The sequence below is a fragment of the Kitasatospora sp. NPDC054939 genome (genome assembly GCF_053610105.1).
On record NZ_JBSGXP010000004.1, the window covers coordinates 121,870 to 134,498 of the forward strand.

Annotated in this window: 10 protein-coding genes; 4 read left to right on the forward strand and 6 right to left on the reverse strand. The window is 73.4% G+C overall.

Going from position 1 to position 12,629, the window contains the following annotated elements; translation table 11 throughout:
• Positions 1–30: 30 nt before the first annotated feature.
• From ACWGB8_RS02755 to ACWGB8_RS02780, 6 genes are all read right to left on the reverse strand, one after another.
• Positions 31–429: an MmcQ/YjbR family DNA-binding protein gene (locus tag ACWGB8_RS02755; RefSeq protein ID WP_452209551.1), complete on the reverse strand. Its 399-nt coding sequence runs from the start codon at positions 427–429 to the stop codon at positions 31–33.
• A gap of 120 nt (positions 430–549) precedes the next feature.
• Positions 550–1,905, reverse strand: coding sequence for a sulfate adenylyltransferase subunit 1 (locus ACWGB8_RS02760; RefSeq protein WP_452209552.1), 1,356 nt, complete (start codon positions 1,903–1,905; stop codon positions 550–552).
• Positions 1,905–2,825: a sulfate adenylyltransferase subunit CysD gene (gene cysD, locus ACWGB8_RS02765; protein WP_452209554.1), complete on the reverse strand. Its 921-nt coding sequence runs from the start codon at positions 2,823–2,825 to the stop codon at positions 1,905–1,907. The genes ACWGB8_RS02760 and cysD overlap by 1 nt, the downstream gene beginning before the upstream one ends.
• The gene (gene cysC, locus ACWGB8_RS02770) at positions 2,822–3,379 is read right to left on the reverse strand and encodes an adenylyl-sulfate kinase (RefSeq protein ID WP_452209571.1); all 558 of its coding nucleotides are present in this window, start codon (positions 3,377–3,379) and stop codon (positions 2,822–2,824) included. The genes cysD and cysC overlap by 4 nt, the downstream gene beginning before the upstream one ends.
• On the reverse strand, positions 3,376–4,635 hold the full coding sequence (locus ACWGB8_RS02775) for an ABC transporter substrate-binding protein (RefSeq protein ID WP_452209556.1): 1,260 nt from the start codon (positions 4,633–4,635) through the stop codon (positions 3,376–3,378). The genes cysC and ACWGB8_RS02775 overlap by 4 nt, the downstream gene beginning before the upstream one ends.
• Before the next feature lie 31 nt (positions 4,636–4,666).
• The gene (locus ACWGB8_RS02780) at positions 4,667–5,827 is read right to left on the reverse strand and encodes a sulfotransferase family protein (RefSeq protein WP_452209558.1); all 1,161 of its coding nucleotides are present in this window, start codon (positions 5,825–5,827) and stop codon (positions 4,667–4,669) included.
• A 240-nt stretch (positions 5,828–6,067) separates the two neighbouring features.
• Here ACWGB8_RS02780 and ACWGB8_RS02785 point away from each other — a divergent pair, with 240 nt between their 5' ends.
• The 4 genes from ACWGB8_RS02785 to pabB all read left to right on the forward strand — a co-directional run bounded on the left by ACWGB8_RS02785 (position 6,068) and on the right by pabB (position 12,477).
• On the forward strand, positions 6,068–6,877 hold the full coding sequence (locus tag ACWGB8_RS02785; RefSeq protein ID WP_452209560.1) for an aminotransferase class IV: 810 nt from the start codon (positions 6,068–6,070) through the stop codon (positions 6,875–6,877).
• Positions 6,878–6,996: 119 nt separating this feature from the next.
• Positions 6,997–8,802, forward strand: a complete 1,806-nt coding sequence (locus tag ACWGB8_RS02790) for a class I adenylate-forming enzyme family protein (protein ID WP_452209562.1) — start codon at positions 6,997–6,999, stop codon at positions 8,800–8,802.
• 100 nt (positions 8,803–8,902) lie between these two features.
• Positions 8,903–10,306: a 3-deoxy-7-phosphoheptulonate synthase class II gene (locus tag ACWGB8_RS02795; RefSeq protein ID WP_452209564.1), complete on the forward strand. Its 1,404-nt coding sequence runs from the start codon at positions 8,903–8,905 to the stop codon at positions 10,304–10,306.
• 41 nt (positions 10,307–10,347) lie between these two features.
• Complete coding sequence (pabB, locus tag ACWGB8_RS02800) at positions 10,348–12,477, forward strand: aminodeoxychorismate synthase component I (protein ID WP_452209566.1); 2,130 nt, start codon at positions 10,348–10,350, stop codon at positions 12,475–12,477.
• Positions 12,478–12,629 lie beyond the last annotated feature (152 nt).

Below are 12,629 nucleotides of genomic sequence, written 5' to 3' on the forward strand. Positions count from 1 at the left end.
GGACCGCCGGACGGGGGCGAGAGGCCGCCCCTACAGGTCGGCCCGCAGGCGGGCGAAGCGCAGGCGTTCGCGCTCGGCGCGCGGCATGGCGGCGACGACCTGGTCGTAGGAGTGGTCGGCCATCTCCTTGATCTCCTCGTCCGGCACCGAGCCGTCGAGGAGGACGGTGATCCAGTAGCGCTTGTTCATGTGGTAGCCGGGCAGCACGCTGCCGCTGAACTGCCCGCGCAGGTGGGCGGCGAGCTCGGGTTCGCACTTGAGGGTCACCCAGTCGGGGCGCTCCTCGGTGCCCTGCCGGACGATGGCGAACATCTTGCCGAGCACCCGGTAGACCATGGCGTCGGGGCCGAACGGTTCGTCCTCGGTGGTCTCCGGCAGGCCGAGCGCGTAGTCGGCGAAGGCCTCGGGAGTCATCGCGGCAGCGGTCATGGTTCCTCACCCCTCGGTAGTGGTCGGCCGTCCGGTGTCGGGGACGGCCGCTCCGGTCATCGTGCCAAACTGCACCGGCCGGAGCGGCCGTTCCGCGGATGGTGCGCCGTCGTGCGGCCGTCAGTGCGAGGCCGCGGCCGGCGCGGTCGGGCAGGTGTACCGGTCGGCGCCGGCCGCCCCGGCGGCGAACGGGCTCTCGGCGGAGGCGCCGATCATCCCGGCGGCCAGCGTGTCGCCGTCCTGCGGGTCGATCAGCAGGAAGGAGCCGGTCTCCCGGTCGTCCGCGTACAGGTCGGGCGCGATCGGCCCGTCGGTGCGCAGCCGCACGGTGGCGATGTCGTTGGCGGTCAGCTTCTCGGGGGTCGGCTCCCAGGTCAGCGCTCCGATGTCGAGGCGGCCGGGCAGTTCGGCGACGACGGCCCGGACGGTACGGGTGGTGTGCCGCAGCAGGACCCGGTCGCCGGCCCGCAGCGGACGGTCGGACAGGTGGCAGACGGTCGCGGCGATCTCGCGCACCGGTTCGGGCGCGGCCCCGGCGCCGGCCAGCAGGTCGCCGCGCGAGACGTCGACGTCGTCCTCCAGCCAGACGGTGACGGACTGTCCGGCGACCGCGGCCTCCACCGGGGTGCCGAGCAGGTCGAGGCCGCGGATCCGGCTGCGCGCCCCGGAGGGCAGCACCGCCAGCTCGTCGCCGATCGCCAGGGTGCCGGCCGCGATGCGCCCCGCGTAGCCGCGGTAGCCGTGCCGGGACTCCCCGGGGGTGCGGATGACGTACTGCACGGGGAAGCGGGCCGGGCGGTGGTGGCCGTCCTCGTCGAGCGGGACGTTCTCCAGGTGGTCCAGCAGGGTCGGGCCGCCGTACCAGTCCATGCGGGTGGAGCGGTCGACCACGTTGTCGCCGAGCAGCGCGGAGACCGGGATCGCGGTGAACTCCTCGATGCCCAGGCCGGCCGCGAGCTGCGAGAAGGCGTAGCTGATCTCGGCGAAGCGGACGGCGTCGTAGTCGACCAGGTCGATCTTGTTGACGGCCAGCACCACCCGGGGCACCCGCAGCAGCGCGGCGACGGCGGCGTGCCGGCGGGTCTGCTCGACGATCCCGTGGCGGGCGTCGACCAGGATCACGGCGAGCTGCGCGGTGGAGGCGCCGGTGACCATGTTGCGGGTGTACTGCACGTGGCCGGGGGTGTCCGCGAGGATGAACCGCCGCTTGGCGGTGGCGAAGTAGCGGTAGGCGACGTCGATGGTGATGCCCTGTTCGCGCTCGGCGCGCAGGCCGTCGGTGAGCAGGGCGAGGTCGGCCTGCTCCAGGCCGAGGTCGCGGGCGGCCTTCGTCACCGACTGCAGCTGGTCGGTGAGGACGGACTTGGAGTCGAAGAGCAGCCGGCCGACCAGGGTGGACTTGCCGTCGTCGACGCTGCCGGCGGTGGCGAGCCGGAGCAGGCCGATCTGGTGCTCGGCGGAACCGTACGTGCTCATTAGAAGTACCCCTCCCGCTTGCGGTCCTCCATCGCGGTCTCGGACAGCCGGTCGTCGGCGCGGCTGGCGCCGCGCTCGGTGATCCGGGAGGCCGAGATCTCGGCGATGACCGCCTGGATGTCGGTGGCGTCGGACTCGACCGCGCCGGTGCAGGACATGTCGCCGACGGTGCGGTAGCGCACCTGGCGCAGTTCGGTGGTCTCGCCCTCGCGCGGGCCGCCCCAGTCGCCGGGGGCGAGCCACATGCCGTCGCGGCGGAAGACCTCGCGCCGGTGGGCGTAGTAGATCGCGGGGAGCTCGATGCCCTCGCGCTCGATGTACTGCCAGACGTCCAGCTCGGTCCAGTTGGAGAGCGGGAAGACCCGGACGTGCCCGCCGATGCGGTGCCGGCCGTTGTAGAGCGACCACAGCTCGGGGCGCTGGTTGCGCGGGTCCCAGACGCCGAACTCGTCGCGCTGGGAGAAGATCCGCTCCTTGGCGCGGGCCTTCTCCTCGTCGCGCCGGCCGCCGCCGAAGACGGCGTCGAACTTGTTGCCCTGGATGGCGTCCAGCAGCGGGACGGTCTGCAGCGGGTTGCGGGTGCCGTCCGGGCGCTCGCGCAGCCGGCCGTCGTCGATGTAGTCCTGCACGCTCGCGACGTGCAGCCGCAGACCGTGCTCGGCGACGGTGCGGTCCCGGTAGTCCAGCACCTCCTGGAAGTTGTGGCCGGTGTCCACGTGCAGCAGCCCGAACGGCACGGGCGCCGGGGCGAAGGCCTTGCGGGCCAGGTGGAGCATCACGATGGAGTCCTTGCCGCCCGAGAAGAGCAGCACCGGCCGCTGGAACTCGGCCGCCACCTCCCGGATGATGTGGACCCCTTCGGCCTCCAGCGCGTCCAGGTGGGTCAGACGCGGGAGGGCGGGTGCGGTCAGGTCGGTCATGCCAGCCCCCTTTCGACGAGTGCGCTGTGCAGCACTCGGACGGTGTCTTCGACGGTGTGCAGAGAGGTGTCGACCCTCAGCTCCGGGTGCTCCGGAGCCTCGTACGGGTCGTCGATGCCGGTGAGGCCGGAGATCTCGCCGGCCGCCTGCTTGGCGTACAGGCCCTTGACGTCGCGCTCGGCGCACAGCTCCACGGCGGTGGCGACGTGCACCTCGACGTACGCGGTGGCGCCGGCCATGTGCTGGGCGCGGACCCCGGCGCGGGCGTCGCGGTACGGGGCGATCACCGGGACGAGCACGGTGACGCCGTTGCGGGCGAGCAGTTCGGCGATCCAGCCGATCCGGCGGACGTTCTCGGTGCGGTCCTCGCGGGTGAAGCCGAGGCCGGCGGTCAGGTTGGCGCGGATCTCGTCGCCGTCCAGGATCTCCACCCGGCGGCCCTCGGCCCGCAGCCGGTCGGCGAGGGCCCGGGCGATGGTGGACTTCCCGGCGCTGGGCAGGCCGGTCAGCCAGACGGTGGCGCCGGAGACCTTCGGCGCGATTGCGGTGTTCAGCACGGCGGCTCCTCCCGGGCCAGGCTGGGGTGGGTGTAGTCGCCGGTGCGGTACGCGGCGGGGTGGACGACGGTCAGGTCGGTGATGTTCTGGCCGACCCCGGTGTAGTGCTGGAGGATGACCTCCGGCGGGGAGTGGTGCCAGTGCTCCTCGCCGCGCTCGAAGGAGACCGGGCCGCGCCAGGTGTCGAAGGTGCCGGCCTCCAGGGCGTCGATCAGGCCGTCCCGGCTGACCTCGGCGGCCTGCTCCAGCGCCTGGGCGATCAGGGTGATGTCGGTGAAGGCGTTGAGCGCGGTGTCCGGCGGCGGGGCCCCGTAGACGGCGGTGTAGCGGTCGACGAACCACCTGCCGACCGGGGTCAGGCCCTCCCAGAAGGGGCTGAAGACGGTGGCCGGCCAGACCACGTGGTTGCCGCCCTCGCCGGCCAGCCGCCAGTAGTCGGCGGCGCGCAGCGGGTACTGGAACGGCACCATCAGCGGGGTGGCGGGCAGCAGCCCGGCCTCGGTGGCCTGCTGGATGACCAGGTAGTTGGTGCGGATGACGCCGACGTTGACGAAGACGTCCGGCGCGAAGTCCTTGATCTTCGCGAGCTCCTCGGTGAGGTCGAAGGTGGACTCCTGGTCGAAGTCGATCCGCAGCACCTCGAAGTCGTGCGGGAAGGCGGCGGCGACCTCCTCGAAGGTGTCGGCGGTCATCAGGCCGAAGACCGTGTTGGCGACCAGCAGTGCGACCTTGCGGAAGCCCTGCTGGGCGGCGAACTCGACCATCGGCGGGACGCGTTCGGCGACGTTGGTGAAGGTGCGGAAGACCGTGCGGCGCTGCTTGCGGGTGACCCCGGTGTGCGCCGACTCGATGAACAGCGGCACCCCCAGGCGCTCGGCCAGTTCGGCGGTGTGGTCCGCGGTGCGCAGGTGCCAGGGCCCCAGGGCCGCCAGCACGTCGTCGATCTGGGCGACCTTCGCGAAGGCGCCGACGGCGGAGCGCTGCATGTCGCCGTCCCGGTCGACGCTCTCCTGGTCGTTGCGGAGCACGAACTCGATCTGCAGGCCGTCCCGGATGCCGCCGTGCTCGCGGACGTACTCGGCGCCGATCCGGGCGCCGCGCACGGTGAGCTCGCCGGCGGTCGGGTCGCCCGGCCCGGTGAGCGGGGTGACGATGCCGATCTTCACGGTCGGCGAGCCGGCGGCGGCGCGGTTGACGGACTCGACGTCGGCGCGGGCCCGCTCCTCGAAGCTCGTGTCGGGTGCGGTGGTCATGGTGTTCGTCGTCCTTCCGTTCCTCGGGGAGTCAGCGGCCGAGCTCGGGGCGGTAGTCGTAGTCGGCGAAGACCTCGTCCAGCTCGGCGGCGTCCAGGCCGTAGTCCTCGGCGCGGTAGCTGTGCGAGCCGTGCCGGCCCTGCGGGTTCTCCTCCAGGTAGCGGCGGAACGCCCGCTCCGCCGCGCCGGTCACCGGCAGGCCGAGGAAGTCGCAGATCTCGCCGACGGTGGCGACCGGGTCCTTCATCAGCGCCCGGTAGTCGACGTCCAGGACGGACGCGCCCGACGGCAGTGCGGCCAGCCGGCCGGGCAGCTCGTCGACCGCCTCGCGCAGCCGCCGCGTCCAGAACGCGCCCAGCTCGCGGCGGTCCACCGTGTCGCTGCGGGAGGCCCGGATGATCTCGGTCAGGCTGCAGGTCGACGGGACGGTCACGCTGGGCGCCCGGCGCATGTGCAGGATCCGGGCGTCCGGGTAGGTGCGGGTCAGCGCGTCCGGCCGCCACAGGTGGAACGGGCACTTCAGCAGCACCGTCTCGGCCGGCACCCGCCACAGGATGTGCTGCAGCAGGTAGCGGTGGTAGTCGTAGGCGTCGTACTGGTCCTGGCCGGCCAGCCAGTCGCCGTACGAGGGCACCCGGTAGCGCAGCTCGTACGCCATGGTCTTGAAGGTCGGCGCGGTCAGCCGGTGGCACTCGTCGGGGCGGCGGGCGTCCCAGAAGTGCGCGGCCGGGAGGGCGGGGGCCAGCCGGTAGTAGTCGTCGACGAAGTCCTGCGCGCCCTTCACCAGCGCCGGGTCCTCGCCCCTGGCCGCGCCGACCGGGGTCATCAGCTCCCACAGGTCGGGCGAGCGCAGGTCGGGGTGCTCGCGCAGCAGGTTGTGCATGAAGGTGGTGCCGCTGCGGGTCATGCCGGTGATGAACACCGGGCGCTCGACGCGCACGTCGGCGATCTCCGGGTTCAGCTCCCGGGCGTGGCTCGCCCGGGCCTGGGTGGCCAGGCAGCCGACCAGGGCGCCGCGCACACCGGGCCGGCCCTGCGCGGTGAGCCCGCCCTCGGCGTCCAGCGAGGCGGTCAGCCGGGCCAGCGCGTCCAGGTGCTCGAACGCGTCGAAGTCCGGCAGTCCGGCGGCGGCCCGGGCGGCGTCGACCAACTCGTCGACGTCCAGGGCCGGCGCTTTCACGGGTGCTGTCATGGCGTCACATCCTGTGGGTGGTACGTGGGTTCGAAGCGATTGAGCGGCAGGCTAGGCGAGGCCCGGAGGGGGCTAAAGGGCCAAGTGGAGGGTCGGCGGGGGCGCCAAATGAACCCGGGCCATTGGCCCTGCGGACCGGACGAACTTGGCACTGGAGACCGCTCGGAACCGCTGCGTACGGTGTGCGCCCATCCACCGCACTGCCCCACCGGACCGATCCCCACCCGGGAGGTCATCACCATGTCCGACGTACTGGATGCGCCGGCCCCACCGCTCCTGTGGAGTGGTGCGGGCCGCTTGGAGACCCGCACCGAACCGTCCGCCGGGCCCGTACTCGCCGCCGATTCCTGGCTGGTGGACGAGGGCCGGGTGCGCGGCTACCGGCTGCACTGGGAGCGGTTCGGCCGCACCGCCCGCACCCTCGGCGCGGATCCGGCCGAACTGGTCCGCTTCCGCTCCGCCGTGACCGCCCGCCTGCCCCGCGAGGGGCGGTGGTTCCCCCGTGTGGAACTCACCGCCGACCGCGGGCTGGCGCTGCGGCTGCGGCCCGCCCCACCGGCCGCCCCGACCGCCGTCGCCTGGATCGCCGATGTCGCCGATCCGCGCCGCCGGCCGGCCGCCAAGGGGCCCGACCTCGACGCGCTGGCCGCCCTACGGGCCCGCGCAGCACGGCAGGGCGCCGACGAAGCGCTGCTGCTCGACCGCCGCGGTGCGGTCGCCGAGGGCGCCTTCACCACGCTCTTCTGGTGGGACGGCGACCACCTGTGCACCGCCCCCGAGGACGGCACCGTGCTGCCCGGCATCACCCGACGGCTGATCCTGGAGCGCGCCCGCTGCCTCGGGCTGGACATCGACTACCGCAAGACCACCCCGGACCGGCTCGTCCGGCGCGAGGTGTGGCTCACCAGCGCCCTGCACGGCATCCGGACGGTCACCGCCTGGCGGCCGGGCGGGCCCGCCCCCCGGGTGCTCGGCCGGGCCGAGGAGTGGCGCGGCTACCTGGCCTCCTGCCTGGAACCGCTGCCCTCCGTCCGGGCCGACCTGGGCTGACCGCCCGCCCCGCGGCGACCACCGGTCCCGCACCCGCGCACCGCCCCCGGCCGCACCGCCGCGGCCGATCGCACCGCGACAACCGACGATCCGTCATATTCCCAAGGGAGAAACAGGTCATGAAGCTCCGCTCGGTCAAGCGCCACCTCGCCTCCGTCCGCCGGATGAACTTCGGCCCCAGCCACCGCGGCCTGCGCGCCCGCCTGGAGCTGCTCGCCACCCCCCAGCTCGGCGCCGGCGACTTCCTCTGGCACGCCCTGGAGCGCGCCTCCGACGTCGACGCGCCGCTCTTCCACCACCTGCCGCGCGGCGGCACCCGGGCCGACCTGGAGGTCTTCAGCCTCGCCGACCTGCGCGACCGCACCGAGGTGTACGCCCGCCGCTACCACAACTCCGGTGTCCGGCACGGCGACCGGGTCGGCGTCTACACCGCCGACGGCATGGCGAGCTTCATCCACTTCCTGGCGCTCAACAGCCTCGGCGCGATCCCCTCCGTCATCAACCCCAACATGGCCCCGGCCACCGCCTCCGCCTACCTCGCCCGGCTCAACGCCCGCGGCCTGGTCGCCGACTCCGTGCTGCTGGCCCGCTTCCTGGACGCCGCCGCGCCCGGTACCAGCTTCGAGTTCACCGTCACCCAGGAGGAGCTGGACGCCTGGAGCCCGGTCGGCCCGCTCCCGGCCGGCTACCCGTACCGGCACGGCGACATCGACCCGGTGCTGATCTCGCACTCCTCCGGCACCACCGGCATGCCCAAGGCGGCCACCTTCGGCCACCGGCAGTTCTTCGCCGGCAAGCGCCCGCGCATCCTGACCCTGCCCTCGGGCCCCGAGGACAAGATGCTGCTGGCCTTCCCGCCGTCGCACTCCTCCGGCTACAGCTACATGATGATGGCCACCATCCTCGGCCTGCCGACCCTGGTGATGGAGGACCAGGCCGGCACCGTGGTCGCCGAGGCCATGCGCTGGTGGAAGCCGAGCGTGGTCACCGGCTTCCCGATCACCTTCGCCGAGATGCTGGCCGCCGGCATCGCCCCCTCCGCCGCCGCGCACGTCACCACCTGGATCTCCACCGCCGACGCCTCGCACGAGGCGCACGTCCGCGAGCTGGTCCGGATGGGCCGCCACCGCGCCAACGGGACCTGGCGCCCCGGCTCCCGCTACCTGGACGGCCTCGGCGCCTCCGAGATGGGCATGGCGCTCTTCCTCAACATCCACGGCCCGGGCACCGACGCCTACAAGCGCTGTGTGGGCTACCCCGAGCCCATCGTCGAGGAGGCGGTGGTCTTCGGCGAGGACGGCGAGCGGCTGGCCCCCGGCGAGATCGGCTACCTGGCCGTCAAGACCCCGACCGTCACCCTCGGCTACTGGGACGACCACGACACCACCCACCGCTCGATCCGCGAGGGCTTCTGGATCACCGGCGACATCGGCTACCAGGACGAGAAGGGCCGCTTCTACCACTACGACCGGATCACCGACGTGATCAGCACCCGGCGCGGCCCGGTGCACAGCCTCACCCTGGAGGAGGTCATCTTCAAGACCTGCCGGGAGACCGTCGACTGCGCCGTGGTCGGCGCGGTCAGCCCGGTCGACCCGACCGAGTTCGAGCCGATCGCCGCCCTGCGGCTGTGCGAGGGCCGCGACGCGGACCCGGAGGAGCTGCTCTCGCGGATCAACAAGGCGCTGCGCAAGGCCAAGCTGCACGAGCTGGCGGCCGTCGTCATCTCCACCGAGGACAAGGCCATCCCGCTGGGCGTCACCGGCAAGGTCCTCAAGCGCGAGGTCCGGGCGACCTTCGCCGGCCTGCTCCTGGACATCGACGAGGACCACGGCCTGGCCGTCGCCCGCACCCTCTCCGAGCAGCTGATCATCAAGCGGATCGCCACCCGCGCCGAGGGGCCGTCCGCCGAGAGCCTCGCCTGAGTCCGCACCACCCGCCGGGCCCTCCCCCCGTCCGCCCCACCGGCGGGGGAGGGCCGGCCCCGCCCGCGACGACCGCCCACACCCGATTGGACCCATCGCCGTGACGCCCACCAGGCTCCTCCCCGGCCCCCGGCCGGCCCCCGCCGTCGAGACCACCACCACCGCCAGGCCCTGGCACCCCTACTCCTGGCGCGGCCTGCCGATCGTCCAGCAGCCGCCGTGGCCGGACCCGGACGAGGCCGCCGGGGTCCGCGACCTGCTCGCCGAACTGCCCGGCCTCACCACCCCCGCCGACGCGCTCAGCCTGACCGCCGCCCTCGGCCAGGTGCAGGCCCGCGAGGCGTTCCTCGTCCAGGGCGGCGACTGCGCCGAGCCGTTCGGCCGGGCCGCGGTGGCCGGCGCCCGCGCCAAGCACCGCGTGATCGGCGCGATGGCCGAGCGGATCAGCGGCCGCACCGGTCTGCCGACCGTCACCGTCGGCCGGATCGCCGGCCAGTTCGCCAAGCCCCGCTCCGCCCCCACCGAGGAGGTCGACGGCCGCGAACTCCCGGTCTTCCGCGGCCTGACCGTCAACAGCCCCGAGCCGTACGAGAAGGAGCGCACCCCCGACCCGTACCGGCTGATGTCCGGCTACTACAGCGGCCAGCTCGTCCTGCACGAGCTGCACATCCTCGCCCACGAGCGGGCCGCCGACCTGATGCCGCACGCCTGGGACCCGGCGGTCGCCCGCGCCCTGCCCGCCGACGGCTCCGCCGCCCTGGCCTGGGACGGCTCGCTGCACTCGGTGCTGGCCGGCTACGGCCGCACCCGGCACAGCGCCGGACCCGCCGGCGAGCGCTGGACCCACACCGGCCTGTGGACCAGCCACGAGGCCCTGGTGCTCGACTACGAAGCGCCGCTGACCCGGCGCGACCCGCTCACCGGCGAGTGGTACCTGCTCTCCACCCACCTGCCGTGGATCGGCGAGCGCACCCGCGACCCGCACGGCGCCCACGTGCGCTTCCTCTCCGGCATCGCCAACCCGGTCGCCTGCAAGATCGGCCCGTCCGCCCGGCCGCACGAGGTCGTCGACCTGTGCGAGCGGCTCAACCCGCTGCGCAAGCCCGGCCGGCTCACCCTGATCGTCCGGATGGGCCCCGAGCAGCTGCGCGCCAACCTGCCCGGCATCGTCGAGGCGGTCCGCGACGCCGGCCACGGCGTGGTCTGGGTCTGCGACCCGATGCACGGCAATACGGTGAAGAGCTCCAGCGGCCTCAAGACCCGCTACCTGGACGCCGTGCTCGCCGAGATCACCGCCTTCTTCCGGATCCTGCGCGGCGCGGGGGAGTGGCCCGGCGGCGTCCACCTGGAGATGGCCGGCACCGACGTCACCGAGTGCGTCGGCGGCGAGCAGGTGCCCACCGAGGGCGAACTCGGCCGCTCCTACAGCTCGCTGTGCGACCCGCGCCTCAACAACGAACAGGCCATGGAGGTGGCCGACCTGATCGGCCGGCTGACGGACTGACCTGCCGACCGCGACCCCTTCGACACCCGGAGAGCCTGACGATGAAGACCCTGCTGATCGACAACTACGACTCCTACACCTACAACCTCTTCCAGCTGATCGCCCGCACCACCGGCGTCGAGCCGGAGGTCGTCACCCACGACAGCCCGCACTGGAACCCCGAGGACCTGCACCGCTACGACAACATCGTGATCTCGCCCGGCCCGGGCGACCCCACCCGCCCGGAGGACTTCGGCATCTCCGCCGCCGCCATCGAGCAGGCCAGAGTCCCGGTGCTCGGCGTGTGTCTGGGCCACCAGGGCATCGCCGGCGCCCACGGCGCGCCGGTGGTCCGGGCCCCGCGGGCCCGGCACGGCCACCTCTCCACCGTCACCCACGACGGCCAGGACCTCTTCGCGGGCATTCCGCAGGGGTTCACCGTGGTCCGCTACCACTCGCTCTGCATCGAGGAGCCGCTGCCCGCCGGACTGGAGGCCACCGCGTGGGCCGAGGACGGCGTGCTGATGGGCCTGCGCCACCGCGAACGGCCGCTCTGGGGCGTGCAGTTCCACCCCGAGTCGGTCTCCACCGAGTTCGGCTCGGCGATCGTCGCCAACTTCCACGAACTCACCCGCCGCTTCCACGCCGAACACGGCCGGGAGCTGCCCCGCCGCACCCCGAAGATCCGCATCCCGCGCCAGCGCGCCGCCGTCCCCGCAGCCCCCGCGCCCGCCCCCGAGGGCGCCACCACCTACCGGCTGCACACCCGGACCATCCCCACCGCGATCGACACCGAGCAGGCCTTCGGCGCGCTCTACCGCGGCGCCCCGGACGCCTTCTGGCTGGACAGCTCGCTGGTCGAGCCCGGCCGCTCCCGGTTCTCCTTCCTCGGCGACGCCTCCGGCCCGCTCTCCGAGGTGGTCCGCCACCGGGTCGAGGACGGCAGCGTCGAGGTCACCCCCACCGGGCAGCCCGCCCGCACGGTCGCCGGCGACGTCTTCGACTACCTCCAGGAACGCCTGGCCGGCATCCGGGTCGAGGGCCCCGAGCTGCCGATGGACTTCACCTGCGGCTACGTCGGCTACCTCGGCTACGAGATGAAGGACCGCACCGGCTCCCCGGCCAAGCACCGCTCCCCGGCCCCGGACGCCTGCTGGATCTTCGCCGACCGGATGGTGGCCGTCGACCACGCCCTCGGCCAGACCCACATCCTGGCCCTCTCCACCGACCAGCCCGCCTGCATCCGGGCCGCCCGCACCTGGCTCGCCGACACCGCCGCCACCCTCACCGCGCTGCCCCGCCCCCGCCCGCAGGGCGCCCCGGCCGCCACCGGGGGAGCCGAGGCCCTCGCCGAGCACCTGGTGGTCGGCCGCGAGCAGTACCTGGCCGGCATCGAGGCCTGCAAGCAGCAGCTGCTGGCCGGCGAGAGCTACGAGATCTGCCTCACCAACAGCCTCAGGCTGCCCAGGCCCGAGGACGGCTACGAGTTCTACCAGCAGATGCGCCGGCACAACCCGGCCCCGTACTCGGCGTTCCTGCGCTTCGGCGAGCTGGAGGTCGCCTGCTCCTCGCCCGAGCGCTTCCTCAAGGTCACCCGGGACCGGATCGTGGAGACCAAGCCGATCAAGGGAACCGCCCGCCGCGGCCACGGCCCCGACGAGGACCGCCGGCTGCGCGACGAGCTCACCACCAGCGCCAAGACCCGCGCCGAGAACCTGATGATCGTCGACCTGCTCCGCAACGACCTGGGCCGGGTCTGCGAGGTCGGCTCGGTGACGGTGCCCAGCCTGATGCACACCGAGACCTACGCCACCGTGCACCAGCTGGTGTCCACGATCGTCGGCAAGCTGCGCCCCGACGCCGACACCGTGGACTGCGTCCGGGCGTGCTTCCCCGGCGGCTCGATGACCGGCGCGCCCAAGCTGCGCACCATGGACATCATCGACTCGCTGGAGACGCAGGCGCGCGGCGTCTACTCCGGGACGATCGGCTTCCTCGGCCTCAACGGCACCGCGGACCTCAACATCGTCATCCGTACGGCCGTGCTGACCGGCGACGAGATGGCGGTCGGCGCCGGCGGCGCGATCATCCTGGACTCCGACCCGGTGGAGGAGTACGAGGAGATGCTGCTGAAGGCCTCCGCCCCGCTGCGGGCGCTGCTCGCCCGTCCGACGGCGTCCGTGACCCGCTGACCCGGGACACGGACGGCCCTGGACGAACCGTCAGCCCGCCGACCGCTGGGAGCGCTCGAAGGCGGCGGCGAGCTGGCGGACCCCGGAGGCGATCTGCTCGGGCGGCGTCCCGCCGTAGCCGAGCACCACGGCCGGTGCGCCCGGTGCCCCAC